Here is a 20,044-nt window from a genome sequence, read left to right as displayed (position 1 = left end):
GCCTCAGAAGTTGTATTTGGCGGTGAAGATCAGGGCGTCCTGGTACGCCCCGTGGCCCAGCTTCTGGTCGGCGTAGCGGTAGGTGGCCCCCAGGGTGACCGTGGGGTTGAGGTGCCACCACAGCGACACCGCGCCGTTCTGAGCGGTCTTCTTGGCGGTGGTCACACCCCCGTTTTTGGCCACGGTCAGGTACTTGTCTTTGCGGCCAAACTCGGTTTCGTGCCAGTTGGTGAGCATGAAGGACTGGTCACCCACCTTGAAGCTGTAGCCCAGCACCCAACCCAGCATGCCCCCGTTCAGGCCTGCACCCAAACCGGTTTTATCCTCCTGGTGCAGGCCCACGAAGGGCTTGATCCAGTAACCGCCTTTGCCCAGGGTGGTGCCCAGACCCAGCACGCGGTTTTCGTCGCGGAAGCCGTGCTCCTCAAAGTGGTACACATGGCCGTACAGCTGCACCGGCACGCCTCCGGCCTCGGTCAGGTTGTAGCGGCCCACCACCTTGGTGGCAATGCGGCGCCCTTTGCCCACCGTGTTTTCCACGGGGCTGTTGGTGGGGTTCTCGATGTCGAAGAAGCCATACACATCCCCCCATTTGCCACCCATGCCCCCTTCCAGCTCCAGGAAGGTGAAGTCCTTCTTCTGCCCGAAGGGCCCGGTGCCGGTGTGGCGCTCGGTTTTGCCAGACCAATCCAGGTGATTGATGCTGACGTTCTTGAACGACCAGTCCTGGGCCATGGCGGCAGGACTGAACACGGCGGCGGCCAACAGGGCAGCAAGCAGAGACAAGCGTGGGGTTTTCATGGAGGGGTTCATCAAATGGACGGTGACAACAGGCCTGTCACCTTGGCGGGTGCCTCACAACGGCAAGCGTCAGGCATCAAGCAAACATTGCGCCAACTTCATGTAGCAAACATTTGCGCAAACGTTTGTACTTTAATTTTCTGGGTCAATTTCACCCCATTCAGGCAAATTTGGCAGAGACGCGCCAAGATCGTGTGAAATACAACATCACCCCTTGACGAGCCCCACCCCCGCGCACACCCGCATCGCTCCCCCGCCCACCCGGGCGCTCCCTACAATCTCCCCATGGCCCGTCCCAACCCTGCCGACCTGCTCAACGCCGACTTGCACTGCCATTCGGTGGTTTCCGATGGCACGCTGACCCCCGAAGCCCTGGCCCAGCGCGCCAAGGCCAACGGCGTGGAACTGTGGTCCCTGACCGACCACGACGAGGTGGGCGGGCAGCACCGGGCTTGTGCAGCCGCACTGTCCTTGGGACTCCCCTACGTCACGGGCACGGAGATTTCGGTCACCTTCGCCAGCGTGACGGTGCACATCGTGGGCCTGGGCTTCGACCCCGACCACCCCGCCCTCATCCAGGGCTTGGCCAACACCCGCGGGGGCCGCGGCGCCCGTGCGCTGGAAATGGCCGAGCAGTTGGCGGCCGTGGGCATCCCCGGCACCTATGAGGGTGCGCTGAAATACGTGGGCAACCCAGAGCTGATCTCCCGCACCCACTTCGCCCGCTACCTGGTGGAAACCGGGGTGTGCGCCGACACCCACGAGGTGTTTCGCCGCTTCCTGACCGAGGGCAAGCCGGGCTTCGTGCCGCACCGCTGGGCCAAGCTGGGCGATGCCGTGCGCTGGATTCGCGAGGCCGGTGGAGTGGCGGTCATTGCCCACCCCGCCCGTTACGACCACAGCCCCACCGCCGAGTACGCGCTGTTTTCCGAGTTCCAACGCCACGGCGGGCAGGCGGTGGAGGTGGTGACCGGCAGCCACACGCCCGACGAGTACCTCACCTACGCCGACATGGCGCAGGAGTTCGGCTTGGCCGCCTCGCGCGGCAGCGACTTCCACAGCCCCGAAGAAAGCCATTGTGATTTGGGCCAGTTGCCCCATCTGCAAGGGCGGCTCACGCCCGTGTGGACGCTGCTGGGCGACCGCATCCAGTGGCCTGCGGGCGTGTGACGCTGCTCAACGCTTCATTCTGTTCAACCCCCACCAGACGAAACTTTCACCATGAAGAAAGCCTGGCTGCTGTTTTCCCAGACCGTCACGGTGCTGCTGGCCGCGTATTTCGTGGTGGCCACCCTCAAACCCCAATGGTTGGACCGTCGGCCACGCCTGGCCTCGGTGGTGCCGGTGATCGAAGCCCCCGCCACCTCGTCCGAAGGACCGGGTGTCAGCAGCGGGGCCACGTCGTTCCGGCATGCGGCCCAGGTGGCCTCTGCCGCGGTGGTCAGCATCCGCACCAGCACCGCCCCCCAGCGCCACCCCAACAGCAACGACCCCTGGTTCCGCTTTTTCTTTGGCGAGCAGGGCATGGCCCAGCAACAGCCCCAAACCGGGCTGGGCTCGGGGGTGGTGGTCAGCCCCAATGGCTACCTGCTGACCAACAACCACGTGATTGAAGGGGCCGACGACATCGAAGTGATGTTCAACGACGGGCGGATCGTCAAAGCGTCGGTGATCGGTACCGACCCCGAAACCGATCTGGCCGTGCTGAAGGTGGAGCTGGACGGCCTGACCCCCGTGACCCTGGGCGACTCCGACGCCTTGCAAGTGGGCGACCCGGTGCTGGCCGTCGGCAATCCCTTCGGCGTGGGCAAGACCGTGACCAGCGGCATCGTCAGCGCCCTGGGCCGTTCCCAACTGGGTCTGAACACCTTCGAGAACTTCATCCAGACCGATGCCGCCATCAACCCCGGCAACTCCGGCGGGGCGCTGGTCGATGTCCACGGACACCTGGTGGGCATCAACACCGCCATCTATTCACGTTCGGGCGGCTCCATGGGCATTGGCTTTGCCATCCCCACCTCCACCGCCCGCACCGTGATGGAAGCCATTGTTCAAGAGGGCAAGGTCACCCGGGGCTGGATTGGCGTGGAACCCCGCGATCTGTCCCCCGAATTGGCCGAAACCTTTGGCCTGCCCCCACAAACCACCAACGGCGTGGTCATCGTCGGGGTGTTGCAAAACGGTCCGGCCGCACTGGCGGGCGTGAGGCCGGGTGACCTGGTCACCCAGATCAACGGCCATGCGGTGGACAACGTGCCGCAGCTGCTGGCGCAAGTGGCCTCGGTGAAACCCGGCTCCCCGGCCGACCTGACCGTGCTGCGCAACGGCAAGGAAACCCACCTGAGTGTGGTGGCGGGCAAACGCAACCCGGTGCGGGTGCAGCAGTGAGAAGCTGAGGGCTGAACGCCAGCGTCAGTTGGCCGCGTCGGTGCCGGATTCGCTGCTTTCGGGCGGGTGGACCTTGGCCATGTAAGCCGCCCCCAAAATGCCCAGCTCGTACAGCAGCGCCATGGGCACCGCCAAGGCCAGTTGCGAAATGACGTCGGGCGGCGTGACCACCGCGGCGATCACGAACGCCAGCACCACAAAGTAGCCGCGGAACTCGCGCAGCTTGTCCACCGTCACCAGCCCGAAGCGCACCAACAGCACCACCACGATGGGCACTTGGAAGGCCAAGCCGAACGCCAGATACAGCGACAGGATGGCCTCCACATACGACGCAATGTCGGGTGTGGCCGCCACACTGGCCGGGGTGAAGCTCTGGATGAAGGCGAACATGCGGTCCAGCACAAAAAACTGCACGAACGCAATGCCCGCATAGGCCAGTGCGCTGCCGAAGACAATGAGCGGCAGCGCAAACCTCTTCTCGTGGGAGTACAGCCCCGGGGCCACGAAGGCCCAGGCCTGGTACATCAGCCAGGGCAGCGACATCAGCACCCCGGTCATCATCAGCACCTTGAGGGGCACGAAAAACGGCGTGAACACGCCCACGGCAATCAGCTTGGCGTCGGGTGGCATGTGTGCCCGGATGGGCATGGCCACGAGGTCAATCAAGCCAGACGGACCCGGCCAGATGGCCAGCAAGGCCATGCAGGCCCCCACGCCGTACAGGGCATAGAGCATGCGGTCCCGCAGTTCAATGAGGTGCTGGACAAAAGGCTGCTCGGTGCCCGCCAGTTCGTCGTGCGGGTCGGGTTGGGATGAAGACATGGATCAGGAGGTCCGAGATTTGGGGCGGAAGCGCGCCACACGGGCGGCACCCGACTGCACCCGGCCCCGCACGCCAGCCCGGGCCTTGTACCACTGGGGCACCGCCCCCTGCTTGACACGCCACTTCTTGCCCGGGTGCTTGTACTGTGGCACCAGCGGTTGCCCCAATTCGGACAGTGCCGCACTGTGGTCGGTGGACGACGTGGTGTATTCGGTGGTGGCTTCGGCCCAGGATTTTTCAAAGTCGTTGGCCGACGACTGGATGGAGGACTCGACGTCGCGCGCCGCGCTGGTCATCGTGTCCTTCATCTTCTTGAGCTCTTCGAGCTCGATGGAGCGGTTGACCTCGGCCTTGACGTCGGCCACGTAGCGTTGTGCCTTGCCCAGCAAGGCGCCCACGGTGCGGGCCACCTTGGGCAACTTCTCAGGACCGATGACCACCAGGGCCACGGCCCCAATCATGGCCAACTTGGAGATGCCGAGGTCAATCATGCATCAGGACTTGGTCTTGGCTTCAACGTCGATGGTGGTCTTCTCGACCGCGGACTGGCCCACCTGAGGTTTGTCCGCAGCGGCCTGCTCTTCAGAGGCGGCACCGTCGCGCATGCCATCTTTGAAGCCCTTGACCGCGCTGCCCAGGTCGGAGCCCACGTTCTTGAGCTTCTTGGTGCCGAACACCAGCACCACGACCAGCAAGACGATCATCCAGTGCCAGATGGAAAAACTGCCCATGATTCAACTCCAGTGTGTTTCAGCGGGCCACAACGAGTGGCCGGTCTGCTTGGGATTCTAAGCCGTGGGGGAAGTTCGAGCCGGGCCCTGCCCCGCTCAACCTTTCAGCCACGGACGTGGACCGCCCATGACGTGAACGTGCAGGTGATGCACCTCCTGCCCCCCCTCGGTCCCGGTGTTGGACACGATGCGGAACCCCCCATCGGGGTAAGGGTTGCAGCCTTGCTCCAGCGCCAGCTTAGGGGCCAGCACCATCATGCGGCCCAGCAAGGCCTCGTGCTCGGGTCCCAACTGCGCCATCGACGGGATGTGCAGCTTGGGAATCAGCAGAAAGTGGACCGGGGCCCACGGGTGGATGTCGTGAAAGGCATAAATCTGATCGTCTTCATAGACCTTGCGGCTGGGGATGACCCCGGCGACGATTTTGCAGAAGATGCAGTTCGGATCGGCACTCACGTTGACTCACTCCAATGAAGTTTGCAGCCCGACACGGCGGTCAGGCCACCTCGCGCCCGGCATTGAGCGCCAGCATGCCTTTGACGATGCGGTACAGGAACCACACCGAAATCAGCCACCAGGCGATCTGCCCGGGCACAAACAGCAGCAAAAACAGCGGCGATGTCACCACATACAGCCCGCCGGCGATCAGCAGCGTCTGAAGCCGCCAGCGGAAATGGCTGGCGTGCCAGGTGCCCTTGGCGTCGTCACGCTTGACCAGGTCGATGATCACCGCCACCACCAGCAACACCACACCCGCCTGCGCCCCCGGGAACACGGCGGAAGCCGCCACCACCAGGTGCAGGATGTAGCTGACCATGCCCCAGGTGTTGAGGGCGTCGAGCAGGCGCACGTCCACGCCGTCTTCGGACACGGTGATGGGTTCTCGGTCGGTCATGATCGTTCTCCTGGGGGCTGGCGTGTGTGTCAGGCTTCCCCGGCGCGGGTCTTGGCCTTGCGCAGGGCTTTTTCTTCCAGGCCGCTCAGGCCCTCGCGGCGCACCAGCTCGGCCACCACGTCGGCGGGTGACAGGCCATAGTGGGCCAGGGCCACCATGCTGTGGAACCACAGGTCGGCCACCTCGCCCACCAGGGGCTGGGTGGGGGCACCGTGGCTGGCGTCCTTGGCGGCCAGCACCACCTCGGTGGCCTCTTCGCCGATTTTTTTCAGGAAGGCGTCGGGGCCCCTGTGCAGCAGCCGGGCCACGTAGCTCTTCTCCGGGTCGCCGCCGTTGGCGGGTTTGCGGCTTTCGATGACCTGGGCCAAGCGGTCCAGCGCATCGGTGGTGGCCAGGGTGGGGGTTTCAGCGGTCATGCCAGTCATTTGTAGATGTGTTCGGGGTCTTTCAGCACCGGGTCCACCGCTTGCCAGCGGTCGCCTTCCAGGCGTTGGAAAAAGCAGCTGTGGCGCCCGGTGTGGCAGGCGATGCCGGGTTCGTGCCCCAGCTGGGTGACCTTGAGCAACACCACGTCGTGGTCGCAATCGAGGCGGATGTCGTGCACCGTTTGCACATGGCCCGATTCCTCGCCCTTGAACCACAGCTTGCCGCGCGAGCGGCTGAAGTACACCGCACGCCCCAGCTCAGCGGTTTGGGCCAGGGCCTCGCGGTTCATCCAGGCGAACATCAGCACGTCGCCACTGCTGGCCTCCTGGGCGATGACCGGCACCAGGCCCTGGGCATCCCATTTGACCTGATCTAGCCAGGGCACAGAAACTACATTATTCATAGCATGCTGCGCTTACATAATAAGCGCTAGAAGGTTTTTTTGCCATCAATCCAGGCGCACCGGGATGCCGCGCTCCGCCATGCGGGCCTTGGCCTGTGCCACGGTGTATTCGCCGTAGTGGAAGATGCTGGCGGCCAGCACCGCATCGGCACCGCCTTGCTGCACGCCGTCGGCCAGGTGATCGAGGTTGCCGACGCCGCCCGAGGCGATCACGGGGATGTCGATGGCATCGGCCACCGCACGGGTCAGCGCCAGGTCAAAGCCAGACTTGGTGCCGTCCCGGTCCATGCTGGTCAGCAGGATTTCGCCAGCACCGCGGTAGGCCATGTCCTGGGCCCAGGCCAGCGCGTCCAGCCCGGTGTTCTTGCGTCCCCCGTGGCTGTACACGTCCCAGCCAGGCCCCACGGGCAGGCCCTGAGCGTCCAGACGAGCCTCGTCTGCAGCCGAGCGGCGCTTGGCGTCGATGGCCACCACGATGCACTGCGCCCCGTATTTGGCGGACGCGTCGTTGATGACCTGCGGGTTGGCAATGGCCGCCGAGTTGAAACTGGTCTTGTCTGCCCCGGCGTTGAGCAGGCGGCGCACGTCTTCCACTGTGCGCACGCCACCGCCCACCGTCAGCGGGATGAAGACCTGGCTGGCCACGGCTTCGATGATGTGCAGGATGAGGTCGCGCCCATCGCTGGTGGCGGTGATGTCCAGAAAGGTCAGTTCGTCGGCCCCCTGGTCGTTGTAGCGGGCGGCGATCTCCACCGGGTCACCGGCGTCGCGCAGCTCCACGAAGTTGACACCTTTGACCACGCGACCACCGGTCACGTCCAGGCAGGGGATGATGCGTTTGGCAAGCATGGGGCAATTGGATCAGAAATGAGCGACAGGGGGAGCGGCATCGTGCACGGTCAGGCGCTGCCAACCTTGCCACACAGCCCCCGGGGACACCGTGTGGGGCTGGTACACCCGGGCAGCTTCCACACACAGCATGTGGCGCCAGCCGTCATCCGGCAAGTCGTTCATGGCCGCGCTGTGGCGAACGCCGGGGTTCCAGACCACCACGTCGGGCCAGCCCGGCGAGTGGTCGATGCGCAATGAGCGGGGGCCGTCTTGCAGCCACAGCGGTGCGGGTTGCCCCGCCGCGTCGGGCCGGGTGTACACGCGATCAAAACCCAGGTCGGTCTCGTCACGCACCGGGGCGGCAAAACGCAAGGTGGGGGCCGCCGTGGCATGGGTGTCGGCCAGGGCGTCCCATTCGGGCTGGCCGCCCAGGCCAGACAGGGCCACGCGGTCGATGTCGTCCACCGCCAGGTAGGTGTGCAAGGCCCCGGTGAAGGCCCAGGCATCGGTCCCGGTGTTGCGGACGTGCAGCGTGACCTGCAAGCTGCCTGACCACAGCGAAACGGTGAGCAGCGCCGCAAAGGCATGGGGCCACACCGTCTGCGTGCCGGGGTTGCTGTCCAGCGCCAGGTGCACATGCCGAACGTCAGCGTCGGCAACGTCAGCAGGCAGCTCCACCACCAGCCCCGGCCAGCGTTCGGCCACCGTCGGTGCGCTGACCACCGCCCAGGGGAGGTTGCGCACCATGCCGTGTTTGGGCAGCCGCTCGGCCAGCGGGCCACGTTGGTTGAACTGGGGAAAACACACGGGCACGCCACCGCGAATGGGTGCGGAGCCATCCAGCGTGGCGCAAGGGCTGAGGTACAGGCGTTCCCGCCCCCTCGACACCCACGACAAGGCATGGGCTCCGTGCAACGCCACCCGAACCCGGTCACCCCCGGGCAAACCGACCTCGGCCTGGGCGTGCATGGGCCGCTCGCCGGAACGGGTGGTGCTCAACCGTTGAGCTCGTCGGCCAGCTGCTGGGCCGCTTCGAAGTCGAGGTCGCCGCTGTAGATGGAGCGACCGCAGATCACACCTTCCACACCTTCGTCCTCCACCGCACAGAGCTTGCGGATGTCGTCCAGGTTGGACAGACCACCCGAGGCAATGACGGGGATGGACAGCGCCTGCGCCAGCTTGACGGTGGCGTCGATGTTGATGCCGGTCAGCATGCCGTCGCGCCCGATGTCGGTGTAGATGACGGATTCGACGCCGTAGTCCTCGAACTTCTTGGCCAGGTCGATCACCTCGTGCCCGGTGAGCTTGCTCCAGCCGTCGGTGGCCACCTTGCCGTCCTTGGCGTCCAGGCCCACGATGATGTGGCCACCAAAAGCGGTGCAGGCGTCTTGCAAAAAGCCCGGGTTCTTGACCGCGGCGGTGCCGATGATGACGTAGCGCAGCCCGGCGTCCAGGTAGCGTTCGATGGTGTCCAGGTCGCGGATGCCACCACCCAGTTGCACGTCCACCTCGCTGCCCACCTCTTTCAGGATGCGCTTGATGGCGGCCTCGTTTTTGGGCTTGCCGGCAAAGGCCCCGTTGAGGTCCACCAGGTGAATGCGGCGTGCCCCCTTGTCCACCCAGCCCCGGGCCACGGCGGCGGGGTCGTCACCGAAGACCGTCGTCTGGTCCATGTCACCCTGTTTCAGGCGAACACACTGGCCGTCTTTCATGTCAATGGCGGGAATGAGCAACATGGCTGTAAAGGCTGAGGGGGTTGAAGAACAGGGGTTGAAGAAAAAACGTTCAGGGCTGCCAGTTCAGGAAGTTGCGGTACAGCCGCAAGCCCTGGTCGGCGCTCTTTTCAGGGTGAAACTGGGTGGCAAACAGGTTGTCACGGGCAATGGCGCAGGCAAAGCGCACGCCATAGTCGGTCTCGCCCACGCTGTGGCGGGGGTCGGCCACCCGCGCATGGTAGCTGTGCACAAAGTAGAAGTAGGCGCCGTCGGTGATGCCGTCCCACATGGGGTGCACCGGGCGGCCATCCAGCACATGGTGCACACGGTTCCAGCCCATCTGGGGCACCTTGTAGCGGCTGCCATCGGCCTGCAACTGCCCTTGCAGGCGAAAACGCACCACATCGCCGTCGATGAGGCCCAGGCCGTCGCACGGCCCTTCTTCGCTGTGCCCCAACAGCATCTGCATGCCCACGCACACCCCGAACAGGGGCTTGTGGGCCGCGGCGTGCAGCACGGCGTCTTTCAGGCCGGAGCGGGCCAGTTCGTTCATGCAGTCGGCCATGTGGCCTTGACCGGGAAGCACCACCCGTTCGGCGGCCATCACGTCATCGGCACGGCTGGTCACACGGACTTCCACATCTGCGGCCTGGGCCACATGCATCACCGCCTGGGACACGGAGCGGAGGTTGCCGCTGCCGTAGTCCACCACGGCCACCATTCGTCGGGTCATGTTGTTGCGCAGGTTGCGGGACGGTTTGCAAGGGGGCTCACAAGGAGCCCTTGGTCGAGGGGATCGTGTTGCCCATGCGGGGATCGGGCGTCAGGGCCATGCGCAGCGCCCGCGCAAAGGCCTTGAACACCGTTTCCGCCTGGTGATGGGCGTTGACGCCCTTGAGGTTGTCGATGTGCAGGGTCACACCCGCATGGTTGACGAAGCCCTGGAAAAACTCGAAGGTCAGCTGGGTGTCGAAGGCCCCCACCATGCCCGCCGTGAACGGCACGTGCATGTGCAACCCGGGGCGGCCTGAAAAATCGACCACCACGCGGGACAAGGCTTCATCCAGCGGCACATAGGCATGGCCGTAGCGGGTGATGCCTTTCTTGTCGCCCACAGCTTGGGCAAATGCCTGACCCAGGGTGATGCCCACGTCTTCCACGGTGTGGTGTCCGTCGATGTGAAGGTCACCTTCCACCTGGATGTCGAGATCGATCAGCCCATGGCGGGCGATCTGGTCGAGCATGTGGTCAAAAAAACCAATGCCCGTGGACAAACGGGATTGCCCGGTGCCATCAAGGTTGACCGTCACGCGGATGCGTGTCTCGGCGGTTTGGCGCGACACATCGGCACAACGGGGTGCCGGGGTCTGGCAGGATGCGTTCATAAGGTGGATTGAAGGGCCGCCAGCATCTGCCTGTTTTCGTCGGGGGTTCCAACGGTCAACCGCAGGCAGTGGTGCAGCAGTGGGTGCATTTTAGAAACATTCTTCACCAGCACACCCGCACGTTTCATGCCTTCAAAGCTGGCTGTGGCGTCCGGCACACGCACCAGGACCATGTTGGCCTCGCTGGGGAACACCTTGACACCGGGCAATGCGGCCAGATCCGTCAGCAATTGGGCCCGCCCCTGGCGAATGGCCTCGGCCTGTTGCGCAAACAAATCGGCATGCTCCAGCGCAAACAGCGCGCACTCGGCATTGAGCACACTGATGTTGTAGGGCGGACGCACCTTGTCCACTTCAGCCACCAGGGACTGGGGACCCACCATGTAGCCCAGCCGCACACCGGCCAGACCGAACTTGGAGAGCGTGCGCATCAACAGCACGTGGCGGTGCCGCGTCAACCGATCCAGGTAGCTGCGGGCGGCAAAAGGCTGGTAGGCCTCGTCCATCACCACCAGCCCCCCCAGTTCCCCCTGACGCACCACGATGCGCTCAATGACCTCGTCGTCCCACAGGTTGGCTGTGGGGTTGTTGGGGTAGGCCAGGTACACGATGGCCGGGCGGTGGGCGTCCAGTGCCGCCAGCATGGCCGCCTCGTCCAGCTCGAAGTCGGGCGTCAGGTCCACCCCCACGAAGCGCAACCCTTGCAGCTGGGCGCTCATGGCGTACATCACAAACCCGGGCAAAGGGGCCAGGATGGTGGCAGGGGTCCCGTCGTCGTTCGGCCGGTCGCAGGCCAGCGCCAGCAGGCTGATGAGTTCATCCGACCCGTTGCCCAGCATCAGGTCACACCCTTCGGGAACACCGACGTGGGCATGAATCGCACGTTTCAGGTCGTCAACACGGGTGCCCGGGTAGCGGTTGACCGCCACACGCCCGAGCCGCTGCCCCAATTCGTTTTGCAGCGATTCGGGCAGCGGATAGGGGTTCTCCATCGCATCCAGCTTGATGAGGCCGACCGCATCCTGGATGGCATAGGCATGCATGGACTGCACATCCTGACGGAGGCGCAACAGGGGATTGGGGGAGGAAGACATGCAAAAAGGGGGTTGTCGGCCACACCAAACGCCCGAAAAAACTGTGCCGTTCACGCCACGCTTTTAGGGGGCACCCCCCAAACGTGGCGACCAAACTGACCATTCGGGCAGCTTCGTGTTGCATTGCAACAAATTGCTGATAACATTCATTGTAAGTTTCCTGAACAGCCCGCCTCCGGCGGCCCTTCACGAAACATCGGTTGTCTCCTCCACCTTTTCTGTATCGGTGGATTCAGCCCCGAGCTTCACGCTCGGGGCTTTTTTTTGCCTCTTCTATGATGTGACCTCAGGACACACCATGAGCGCAACCCCGACCCCACCCTCTCCCTGCAACACCGCAGACACCCCCAATCCCCTGTCTCCCACCGACTACCTGGCTCGAATTCTGAACGCCCGTGTCTATGACGTGGCCATTGAATCGCCCCTGGAACCCGCCAAGGTGCTGAGCCAGCGCCTGGGCAACACCGTGTTGCTCAAGCGTGAAGACCAGCAGCCCGTGTTCAGTTTCAAGCTGCGGGGCGCCTACAACAAGATGGCCCACCTCAGTCCCGAGGCGCTGGCCCGGGGCGTCATTTGCGCCTCTGCAGGCAACCACGCCCAGGGCGTGGCCATGGGTGCCCGCAAGCTGGGCACCCGCGCGGTGATCGTGATGCCAGCCACCACGCCGCAAATCAAGATCGATGCCGTGAAAGCCTGGGGCGGCGAAGTGGTGCTGCACGGCACCAGCTACAACGATGCCTACGGCCATGCGGTGGAATTGCAGCAATCGCAGGGGCTGACCTTCGTCCACCCCTTCGACGACCCCGACGTGATCGCCGGCCAAGGCACCATTGCCATGGAAATCCTGCGCCAGCTCCAGAAGCTGGACCTTCAGCGGTTGGACGCGGTGTTTGTGGCCATCGGCGGCGGTGGCTTGATTTCGGGCGTGGCCAACTACATCAAGGCCGTGCGCCCGGAGATCAAGGTGATCGGGGTGCAGATGAACGACTCCGACGCCATGCGCCAGTCGGTGGCCGCAGGCCAGCGCGTCACGCTGCCCGATGTGGGGCTGTTTGCCGACGGCACCGCCGTGAAGCTGGTGGGAGAGGAAACCTTCCGTGTGGCCCGCGGGCTGGTCGATGGTTTCATCACCGTCGACACCGACACGGTGTGCGCCGCCATCAAGGACATTTTTGTGGACACCCGCAGCATCGTGGAGCCCTCGGGAGCCATGGCCGTGGCGGCCATCAAGCAGTACGTGGCCCAGCACGGCACGCAAGGGGAGACCTATGCGGCCATCCTCTGCGGGGCCAACATGAACTTCGACCGCCTGCGCTTTGTGGCCGAGCGTGCCGAGGTGGGGGAGGAGCGGGAAGCCCTGTTTGCCGTCACCATCCCAGAAGAGCGAGGCAGCTTCCGCCGCTTCTGCGGCCTCATCGGCAACCTGCCCAGCTTTGGCGGCGGCACCGGTCCACGCAACGTGACCGAGTTCAACTACCGCATCAGCGACCAGCAACAGGCCCATGTGTTCTTGGGCCTGACCACGCGCCACAAAGGCGAGAGCCCGCAGATTGCCCAGGCGTTCACCGAACAGGGCTTTCAAGCCATCGACCTCACCCACGACGAATTGGCCAAGGAACACGTCCGCCACATGGTGGGCGGGCCATCCAGCCTGGCCGAGAACGAACGTCTGTTGCGTTTTGTCTTCCCTGAACGGCCTGGCGCCCTGATGGCCTTCCTGAGCCAAATGCGCCCGGGCTGGAACATCAGCCTGTTCCACTACCGCAACCAGGGGGCCGACTACGGACGCATCCTGGTGGGCATCCAGGTCCCGCCCGCAGAAGACGCTGAATTTGCGAAGTTCCTGTCCACCCTGGGCTACCCCTGGGTGGAAGAAACCGACAACCCGGTGTACCGTCTGTTTCTGCGCCCGCTTGGCACCTGAAACGCCCGTTCACCATGCCCCCCCACCCCGATCCATCGTCCGCGGTCCAACTCCCCACCGTTGAACCGATTGCCAGTCCAACGCTGACCGCCGCGCTGCAACAGCGGGTGGACAGCTTGGCCAAACCCGTGGGCTCGCTGGGCCGGATGGAGTCGCTGGCGCGCCAGATCGGGCTGATCCAGCAAACCACCACCCCCACGCTGCAAACGCCGCAGGTGGTGTTGTTTGCAGGGGACCATGGCATTGTGGACGAAGGGGTGTCCCTGTACCCCCAGCGTGCCACGGTGGAGCGCATCGGCAATGTGCTGGGTGGCGGCGCCGCTGTCAGCGTGCTGGCACGCGACCATGGCTGGGGCCTGACCGTGGTGGACGCCGGGGTGGCCGCCCCCATCCCGCCCGCCCCCCACACCCAGGGCCAGCCCACGGCATCGCTGCTGAGCCGAAAAATCGGTTTTGGCACCCGCAACATGGCCCACGCACCTGCCATGACGGGCCAACGCGCTCTGGCGGCACTGGGTGCAGGCATGGACGTGATGCACCACCTGCCGGGCAATGTGGTGGCCATTGGCGACATCGGGGTGGGCAACTCGTCCAGTGCAGCCCTGCTGCTGTCACGCCTGTGCGCCGTGCCACTGGAAGATGCGGTCGGACGCGGCTACGGCCTGAGCGACCGCCAGATGGAACACAAGCTGCGTTTGCTGTTTGATGTGATGCGAAAGCACCGCAACGCCCACGCCCCGCTGGCCATCCTGGCCGCGCTGGGGGGCTTTGAAATTGCCATGATGGTGGGTGCCATGCTGCAAGCGGCGAGCGAGCGGCGGGTGATCCTGGTGGACGGCTTTGTGGCCGGTGCCGCGGCCCTCCTGGCCCGGGAATTGCGTCCGGCGGTGACCGATTACATGGTGTTCAGCCACCGGTCCACCGAGCAAGGGCATCGGCTGATGCTGATCCACCTCCAAGCGCTGCCGCTGCTGGACCTGGAAATTGCCCTGGGCGAAGGCACCGGCGCCTTGCTGGCTTGGCCGCTGCTGCAATCCGCGGTGCGCCTGATGAACCACATGGCGCTGGCCAACGAAGCCGAGCTCAGCCCCCCCGACACACCCGCCACCCCGCTGACCACCACCCCGCAGCCCCAGGAGCCACCGGCACTGCCGGATGCGTTGGCCACCCTGGTGTGACCCTCCGGCAACTCAGCGCCCGGGGGATTGGGGATCGGGCATGGACAAGGTCAAGCCCGCGCCGTCCGCAGCAGACGCGCCCTGTGGCTGCAAGGTGACACCGCGGGCCGTGACGCGCTGCACCACCCACTGACCATCCACCACGGAGCCCACCGCAAAGGGCCGGGGCTTTTGCCCCTCGACCGCAATCAGCGCCACGCCGTGGCCATCGGGGGTGGCCGCACCGGCCAGCACCCCCACCAACACGTAGCGGACATTCACATCGACCACCGGCGCGGCCGCCGGGGCGCTGCCACCAGCCCCCAACGCACGGGCCACCGCCTGCGTGTCGATGTCAGGGGCAGACACCGCCAGGGGCGCTCGCACAGGGCCATCGGCCTCGCGGGTGAGCCTCAGCCCCCAATAGAGCGTGGCGTATCCCGCCAAGCCCCACACCAGCACCGACGCCAGCCGGGGCCACCACACACCCCCAGCAAGCGCAGAGGCGGTCGAACGTGCCGACACAGGAGGCACCCCTTCAGAGGCAACGCGGGAACGCAGACCAAAGCTTGACATGCGGCCATTATCATTCAGCCCACTTTGCACGGAGTCACCGCCTTGGACCTCGAACGCCACCCCATCCCTCACACCGCCCATCCCGCCACCCGCCGCCCCTGGGGCCAGGCCGTGGCGCGCGGGTTCACCCTCATCGAACTGATGGTGGTGCTGGTCATCATCGGCGTGTTGGCGGCGCTGATCGTGCCCAACGTGCTGGACCGCGCCGACGACGCCCGCACCACAGCCGCCAAGACCGACGTCAACAACCTGATGCAGGCGCTCAAGCTCTACCGCCTGGACAACCAGCGCTACCCCACCACCGAACAAGGGCTGGCGGCGCTGACGGCCAAACCCGCTTCCGGCCCCGCAGCCCCCAACTGGCGCCCCTACCTGGACAAGCTGCCCGCCGACCCCTGGGGCCGTCCCTACCAGTACCTGAGCCCCGGCCTGCACGGCGAGGTGGACGTGCTGTCGCTGGGGGCCGATGGCCAGCCGGGCGGCGAAGGCAAAGATGCAGACATCGGCTCCTGGCAGCCCTGAGCGTCCCCAGGCCCGCGGCGCTCGCGGGTTCACGCTGCTGGAGCTGCTGGTGGTCGTCGCGCTGATTGCGCTGGCCACCACCGGCGTCAGCCTGGCCCTGCGCGACGGCCCCGACCGCGGCCTGGAGCGCGAGGCCCAGCGCCTGTCCGCGGTGCTGACCGCCACCCATGCCCAAGCCCGGTTGCGCGGAGTGCCGCTGACCTGGCAGGCGGGGGACCAAGGGTTCGAAGTGGACGGCCAGTTCCGCCCCTGGACACAACCCGGCATGCGGGTGAACCCCAGCCAACTGACCCTGAGCCCCGAGCCCCTGCTGCCCCCGACCCGGATCGCCCTGAGCCTGGGCGACCAGACCACCTGGCTGGCCACCGACGGCCTGCGCCCGTTCGCCCCGGCCCCTGCACCCGACGCCGCGCCATGACCGCCCCCCATCCTCACCGCGGGTTCACGCTGGTTGAAATCATGGTGGCGCTGGCCATCGTGGCCGTGGCGCTGACGGCGGGCCTGCGCGCCACCGGGTCACTGACCCAACTGTCCCAGCGCCAGCAAGACCAACTGCTGGCGCAACTGTGTGCCGACAACGCGCTGGCCCAGGTGCGGCTGTCGCGCACCCTGCCCGGCATTGGCACCAGCAGCCAAACCTGCGTGCAGGCCGGGCAAAGCCTGGAGGTGGTGCAGGACGTGCTGCCCACGCCCAACCCCAATTTCCGCCGCGTGGACGTGCGTGTGCGCCCGGGCGGCAGTGGCAGCGACGGGGCTCAGCCCATCAACCTCATGTTCGTGTCCACCGTGGTGGGGCGCTACTGATGAAGCGGCGACACGGGTTCACGCTGGTTGAGGTGCTGGTGGCCATTGCGGTGCTGTCGGTGCTGTCGGTCATGGCGTGGCGGGCCATCGACGGCCTCTCGCGCACCGAACGCCTCACCCGCGAACGCGGCGACGAGTTGCTGGCCCTGCAAGCGGGCCTGGGCCAATGGGCCGCCGACCTGGAGGCCATGACCGAAACCGGCCTGGTGCCCGCGGTCGATTTCGACGGCCGCACCCTGCGCCTGACCCGGCGCGACGCCCTGGACACCCCCAACGCCAGCCCAGGCCTGCAGGTGGTGGCCTGGACCCTGCGTGACGGCCAATGGCAGCGCTGGCTGCAAAACGGGGTGCGCACCCGCGGTGGTTTGACGCAAGCCTGGGAAGCCGCCAGCCGCTGGGGCCAACGCCCCTCGCAAGACGACCTGCCCCGCCAGGTGAGCGTGGCCCGCGCCAGCGGCTGGCAGATCTACTACCACCGAGGCGACAGCTGGACCCACCCACTGTCGTCCACCGGCGCTCCCAGCACGGGCATGCCCAACCCCAGCAGCAACAGCTCGGTGGGCACACCGCCCGAGGGCGTGCGTCTGGTGCTCACACTGGCCGGACCACAGGCGTTGACCGGCGACATCGTGCGCGACTGGGCCCGCCCCACCCTGGGAGGCGGCAAATCATGAAACAACGTGGTGCCGCCCTGCTGGTGGCCTTGTTGACCGTGGCCCTGGTGGCCACACTGGCCAGCGCCGCCGTGTGGCAGCAATGGCGCAGCACCGAGGTGGAACAGGCCGAACGCGACCGCCAGCAGGCCACCTGGGTGCTGACCGGCGCCCTGGACTGGGCGCGGCTGATCCTGCGTGAAGACGCCCGCACCAACCAGAACACCGGCGCGGGCGACCACCTGGCCGAGCCCTGGGCCGTGGGCCTGGAGGAAGCCCGGCTGTCCAGCTTCCTGGCCGCCGACAAGACCGGCGATCCGCCGCCTGCGCTGGACGCCTTCCTCTCCGGCGCCATCACCGACCAGCAAGGCTTGCTGAACGTGGCCAACCTGGACAAGCAAGGCGCGGTGTCCAAGGACGATGTGCAGGCGTTCGAGCGCTTGTTTGAACAACTGGGCCTGCCGCCCGAACAGGTGGCGCCCGCCGCACAGGCCTGGCTGCGCTCGTCCACCGTCGCCACCGCAGCAGCACCAGGGGGCACAGGGGCGTCACCCGGGGCCACAACCGCCGACGCCGCCCCCACCGGGGCCGAGCGGGTGTTGCGGCCCCAGCGGGTGTCGCAGCTGGTGTGGCTGGGCTGGTCACCCGCCACCGTGCGCCGCCTGGCCCCCTACGTCACGGTGCTGCCCGAACGCACCCCCGTCAACCTCAACACCGCCCCGGCGGTGGTGCTGCGGGCGGCCATTGCCGGGCTGGACCGGGCCCAGGCCGCCCGCTTGGTGTCGCAACGGGCGCTGCAACCGTTCAAGACCCTGACCGATGCCACGGCCCTGGTGGGGGGCCTGCCCCTCAATGGCGACGCCCACAGCACCCAAAGCCGGTATTTCACCGTGCTGGGCAAGCTGCGCCTGGGTGAGCGGGTGGTGGCCGAACAGTCGCTGGTGGTGCGCAACGGCCTGGACGTGCGCACCCTGTGGCGCGAGCGCGTTCCGCCCCCGGCGGAAGACCGTGCGGCCCGCCCAAGCCCAGCTTCATGAGCACTCCCTACAATGGTTCGCCCGGTCTTCTCCGGGTTTGCCTGCCCCCCGCTTCACCCCGCACCGCTGTCACTGCCGTCCCCGATCACATGCTGCCGACCCTCGAAGCCCTGAACCACGGCCTCACCCCCTTGCGGGAGGTGACCGGGTGCTGATCGTCCTGCCTGGCAGCGACACCGCGTCGCCGCTGACCGAACTCCACTGGGTGCAAAGCCGTGACGGCCTGCACCCTTCGCAACAAGGGCAGGACCCCGTCTCCCTGCTGCCCCCCGAAACCGACGTGGTGCTGGCCGTGCCCGCGCCCTTGCTCTCGTGGCATTGGGTGACCCTGCCCGCCACCGGCGCGGCGCGTGTGCGCCAGGTGCTGGACGGCCTGCTGGAAGACCTGCTGCTGGCCGACCCCGCCACCCTGCACCTGGCCCTGCAACCGGGGCTGGTGCCCGGGCAGGCCGGGTGGGTCTGCGCCTGCGACAAGGCGTGGCTGACGGGCTGGCTGGACGTGCTGCAAGCCGCCGGACGGCGGCTGGTGCGCATCGTCCCCGAAGCCGCCCCGAATGCGCTGCACCACCACGGCCTGTGGTCGGCCCTGGGCCAGGCCTGGCGGGTGGAAACCGGCCCCCGCGGCGTGTGCTGCACCCCGGTGCAGCGGGACGACGATGCCGCCACCCCGCAGCAAGCCCCGGCCTGCGCCTCCGCCCCCTCCACCGACCTGCCCCCCTGGACCGCCGAGCCCGCACTGACGGCGCTGGCCGAGCGCCTCAGCGGGCAAGCGGCCACGGTGCAAACCCCGGGGCAACGCCTGTTGGCCGCCAGCCAGTCCGCCTGGGACCTGGCGCAGTTCGAGCTGCGGCAGTCGGCCAGCATTCGCCAAGGCCAGCGGCTGCTGCAAGGCATGCGGGCCCTGGCGTTCGGCCCCGCGTGGCGGGCCGTTCGCCTGGGCCTGCTGGCCAGCGTGGCCGTGACCACCCTGGGCCTGGTGGCCGCCGCTTGGCAAGCCCAGCGCCAGATCGACGGCCAGGCCCAGCGCATCCGCCAGTTGCTGACCCAAACCTTCCCTTCGGTGACGCTGGTGCTGGACGCCCCCTTGCAAATGCAGCGGGAAGTGGAACGCCTGCAGCGCGCCAACGGTGTGGCGGGCCCCGCCGACCTGGAAACGTTCTTGATGGATTTTTCTGCCTCCGCGCTTTCCAATGTTGGTGTTTCTGCTCTTATTTTTGAGAATGGCACCGTCACCCTGACCCTGCCACCGGGCGCGGAAGCCGGACAGGCCGACGTGGTGGCCGGGCTGCAACAGCGCGGCTGGCAGGTGCAACAACAGGCCGCGGTGCTGACGGTTCGCCGGGCACCGTCCACCCCTGCCGCCCCTGTCGGAGGCCGCCCATGAGCGCATCCCCCCTGTCCCGCAGCTGGCAACGCCTGAACCCCCGGGAACGCCTGGGCGTGGGCCTGGCCGCCGCCGTGGTGGTGCTGGGCCTGCTGCTGGGCGGTGTCGTCTGGCCGGCCTGGAAACGGTTGCAAGCCGCCCCCGCCCAGCAGACCCGCCTGGATGCCCAGTGGCAGACCATGCAGGCCCTGGCCGCCCAGGCCAAGGCCCTGCAAGGGCAGCCGCCACGCCCCCGCGACGAACGCCTCAAGGCCCTGGAGACCGCCACCCGCCGCCACCTGGGCGCGGGCAGCAGCGTGAAGGGGGCCAACGACGATTTCACCGTGCAGATGCAGCCAACCTCGCCCCAGGCGGTGGCGCAGTGGCTGGCGGATGTGCGGGTCAACGCCCAGCTCACCCCCAACGGCGTGCGTCTGAACCGCCCCACCCCCGCCGCCAATGGCACGCCCAGCGCGTGGCAAGGCACGGTCCAGTTCAACCTGGGCGGTTGAGCCC

26 protein-coding genes are annotated in these 20,044 nt (G+C 66.6%); 11 read left to right on the top strand and 15 right to left on the bottom strand.

Going from position 1 to position 20,044, the window contains the following annotated elements; all coding sequences use genetic code 11:
- Nucleotides 1-3: 3 nt before the first annotated feature.
- Nucleotides 4-801 carry a nucleoside-specific channel-forming Tsx family protein gene (locus ACYVB7_RS05275; protein WP_460505559.1) on the bottom strand — a complete coding sequence of 266 codons (798 nt, stop codon included), beginning with the start codon at nt 799-801 and terminating at the stop codon, nt 4-6.
- A gap of 285 nt (nt 802-1,086) precedes the next feature.
- Here ACYVB7_RS05275 and ACYVB7_RS05270 point away from each other — a divergent pair, with 285 nt between their 5' ends.
- Both ACYVB7_RS05270 and ACYVB7_RS05265 read left to right on the top strand, forming a co-directional pair.
- Nucleotides 1,087-1,971: a 3',5'-nucleoside bisphosphate phosphatase gene (locus ACYVB7_RS05270; protein ID WP_460505558.1), complete on the top strand. Its 885-nt coding sequence runs from the start codon at nt 1,087-1,089 to the stop codon at nt 1,969-1,971.
- Nucleotides 1,972-2,022: 51 nt separating this feature from the next.
- Nucleotides 2,023-3,189 (top strand): S1C family serine protease, encoded by a 1,167-nt coding sequence (locus ACYVB7_RS05265; RefSeq protein ID WP_460505557.1) that lies wholly within the window; start codon nt 2,023-2,025, stop codon nt 3,187-3,189.
- A gap of 24 nt (nt 3,190-3,213) precedes the next feature.
- Here the strand turns inward: ACYVB7_RS05265 and tatC are convergent, their stop codons facing one another.
- The 13 genes from tatC to hisC all read right to left on the bottom strand — a co-directional run bounded on the left by tatC (nt 3,214) and on the right by hisC (nt 11,492).
- Nucleotides 3,214-4,011, bottom strand: coding sequence for a twin-arginine translocase subunit TatC (gene tatC, locus ACYVB7_RS05260; protein ID WP_460505555.1), 798 nt, complete (start codon nt 4,009-4,011; stop codon nt 3,214-3,216).
- A gap of 3 nt (nt 4,012-4,014) precedes the next feature.
- The gene (tatB, locus tag ACYVB7_RS05255) at nt 4,015-4,503 is read right to left on the bottom strand and encodes a Sec-independent protein translocase subunit TatA/TatB (protein WP_460505554.1); all 489 of its coding nucleotides are present in this window, start codon (nt 4,501-4,503) and stop codon (nt 4,015-4,017) included.
- A 3-nt stretch (nt 4,504-4,506) separates the two neighbouring features.
- Nucleotides 4,507-4,743 carry a Sec-independent protein translocase subunit TatA gene (tatA, locus tag ACYVB7_RS05250; protein WP_460505552.1) on the bottom strand — a complete coding sequence of 79 codons (237 nt, stop codon included), beginning with the start codon at nt 4,741-4,743 and terminating at the stop codon, nt 4,507-4,509.
- Nucleotides 4,744-4,839: 96 nt separating this feature from the next.
- Nucleotides 4,840-5,199: a histidine triad nucleotide-binding protein gene (locus ACYVB7_RS05245; RefSeq protein WP_460505551.1), complete on the bottom strand. Its 360-nt coding sequence runs from the start codon at nt 5,197-5,199 to the stop codon at nt 4,840-4,842.
- Between the two features lie 40 nt (nt 5,200-5,239).
- Nucleotides 5,240-5,614: a DUF4870 family protein gene (locus tag ACYVB7_RS05240; protein WP_460505712.1), complete on the bottom strand. Its 375-nt coding sequence runs from the start codon at nt 5,612-5,614 to the stop codon at nt 5,240-5,242.
- Nucleotides 5,615-5,667: 53 nt separating this feature from the next.
- A complete protein-coding gene (locus tag ACYVB7_RS05235) occupies nt 5,668-6,054 on the bottom strand; it encodes a phosphoribosyl-ATP diphosphatase (RefSeq protein WP_460505549.1) in 387 nt (128 codons plus the stop codon).
- A 5-nt stretch (nt 6,055-6,059) separates the two neighbouring features.
- Complete coding sequence (gene hisI / locus ACYVB7_RS05230; RefSeq protein ID WP_460505548.1) at nt 6,060-6,467, bottom strand: phosphoribosyl-AMP cyclohydrolase; 408 nt, start codon at nt 6,465-6,467, stop codon at nt 6,060-6,062.
- A 45-nt stretch (nt 6,468-6,512) separates the two neighbouring features.
- On the bottom strand, nt 6,513-7,316 hold the full coding sequence (gene hisF / locus ACYVB7_RS05225; RefSeq protein WP_460505547.1) for an imidazole glycerol phosphate synthase subunit HisF: 804 nt from the start codon (nt 7,314-7,316) through the stop codon (nt 6,513-6,515).
- A 12-nt stretch (nt 7,317-7,328) separates the two neighbouring features.
- Complete coding sequence (locus ACYVB7_RS05220; RefSeq protein WP_460505546.1) at nt 7,329-8,297, bottom strand: D-hexose-6-phosphate mutarotase; 969 nt, start codon at nt 8,295-8,297, stop codon at nt 7,329-7,331.
- The gene (gene hisA / locus ACYVB7_RS05215) at nt 8,294-9,034 is read right to left on the bottom strand and encodes a 1-(5-phosphoribosyl)-5-[(5-phosphoribosylamino)methylideneamino] imidazole-4-carboxamide isomerase (RefSeq protein ID WP_460505545.1); all 741 of its coding nucleotides are present in this window, start codon (nt 9,032-9,034) and stop codon (nt 8,294-8,296) included. The genes ACYVB7_RS05220 and hisA overlap by 4 nt, the downstream gene beginning before the upstream one ends.
- A 49-nt stretch (nt 9,035-9,083) precedes the next feature.
- On the bottom strand, nt 9,084-9,746 hold the full coding sequence (gene hisH / locus ACYVB7_RS05210; protein WP_460505544.1) for an imidazole glycerol phosphate synthase subunit HisH: 663 nt from the start codon (nt 9,744-9,746) through the stop codon (nt 9,084-9,086).
- A gap of 37 nt (nt 9,747-9,783) precedes the next feature.
- On the bottom strand, nt 9,784-10,398 hold the full coding sequence (gene hisB / locus ACYVB7_RS05205; RefSeq protein WP_460505542.1) for an imidazoleglycerol-phosphate dehydratase: 615 nt from the start codon (nt 10,396-10,398) through the stop codon (nt 9,784-9,786).
- A complete protein-coding gene (gene hisC / locus ACYVB7_RS05200) occupies nt 10,395-11,492 on the bottom strand; it encodes a histidinol-phosphate transaminase (RefSeq protein ID WP_460505540.1) in 1,098 nt (365 codons plus the stop codon). The genes hisB and hisC overlap by 4 nt, the downstream gene beginning before the upstream one ends.
- Nucleotides 11,493-11,790: 298 nt before the next feature.
- Here hisC and ilvA point away from each other — a divergent pair, with 298 nt between their 5' ends.
- Nucleotides 11,791-13,416, top strand: a complete 1,626-nt coding sequence (gene ilvA, locus ACYVB7_RS05195) for a threonine ammonia-lyase (protein ID WP_460505538.1) — start codon at nt 11,791-11,793, stop codon at nt 13,414-13,416.
- A gap of 14 nt (nt 13,417-13,430) precedes the next feature.
- On the top strand, nt 13,431-14,594 hold the full coding sequence (cobT, locus tag ACYVB7_RS05190; RefSeq protein ID WP_460505536.1) for a nicotinate-nucleotide--dimethylbenzimidazole phosphoribosyltransferase: 1,164 nt from the start codon (nt 13,431-13,433) through the stop codon (nt 14,592-14,594).
- A gap of 12 nt (nt 14,595-14,606) precedes the next feature.
- On the opposite strand, the gene ACYVB7_RS05185 is transcribed toward cobT, so the two are convergent.
- On the bottom strand, nt 14,607-15,098 hold the full coding sequence (locus ACYVB7_RS05185) for a type II secretion system protein N (RefSeq protein ID WP_460505534.1): 492 nt from the start codon (nt 15,096-15,098) through the stop codon (nt 14,607-14,609).
- A 114-nt stretch (nt 15,099-15,212) separates the two neighbouring features.
- Between ACYVB7_RS05185 and gspG the strand changes: the two genes are divergently transcribed.
- The 7 genes from gspG (at nt 15,213) to gspM (ending at nt 20,040) form a co-directional block, all read left to right on the top strand.
- On the top strand, nt 15,213-15,671 hold the full coding sequence (gspG, locus tag ACYVB7_RS05180; RefSeq protein ID WP_460505711.1) for a type II secretion system major pseudopilin GspG: 459 nt from the start codon (nt 15,213-15,215) through the stop codon (nt 15,669-15,671).
- Nucleotides 15,643-16,089: a prepilin-type N-terminal cleavage/methylation domain-containing protein gene (locus ACYVB7_RS05175; RefSeq protein WP_460505532.1), complete on the top strand. Its 447-nt coding sequence runs from the start codon at nt 15,643-15,645 to the stop codon at nt 16,087-16,089. The genes gspG and ACYVB7_RS05175 overlap by 29 nt, the downstream gene beginning before the upstream one ends.
- On the top strand, nt 16,086-16,475 hold the full coding sequence (gene gspI, locus ACYVB7_RS05170; protein ID WP_460505531.1) for a type II secretion system minor pseudopilin GspI: 390 nt from the start codon (nt 16,086-16,088) through the stop codon (nt 16,473-16,475). Before ACYVB7_RS05175 ends, gspI begins: the two co-directional genes overlap by 4 nt.
- Entirely contained in the window at nt 16,475-17,149 is a 675-nt protein-coding gene (locus tag ACYVB7_RS05165; RefSeq protein ID WP_460505529.1) for a PulJ/GspJ family protein, read from the top strand. The genes gspI and ACYVB7_RS05165 overlap by 1 nt, the downstream gene beginning before the upstream one ends.
- The gene (gene gspK / locus ACYVB7_RS05160; protein WP_460505527.1) at nt 17,146-18,165 is read left to right on the top strand and encodes a type II secretion system minor pseudopilin GspK; all 1,020 of its coding nucleotides are present in this window, start codon (nt 17,146-17,148) and stop codon (nt 18,163-18,165) included. The genes ACYVB7_RS05165 and gspK overlap by 4 nt, the downstream gene beginning before the upstream one ends.
- Nucleotides 18,166-18,313: 148 nt before the next feature.
- Complete coding sequence (gene gspL / locus ACYVB7_RS05155) at nt 18,314-19,549, top strand: type II secretion system protein L (protein ID WP_460505526.1); 1,236 nt, start codon at nt 18,314-18,316, stop codon at nt 19,547-19,549.
- Complete coding sequence (gene gspM, locus ACYVB7_RS05150; protein ID WP_460505525.1) at nt 19,546-20,040, top strand: type II secretion system protein GspM; 495 nt, start codon at nt 19,546-19,548, stop codon at nt 20,038-20,040. Before gspL ends, gspM begins: the two co-directional genes overlap by 4 nt.
- Nucleotides 20,041-20,044: the final 4 nt, after the last annotated feature.

It is taken from the genome of Hydrogenophaga soli (assembly GCF_054777695.1).
This window is presented reverse-complemented; position numbering and strand designations above follow the sequence as displayed.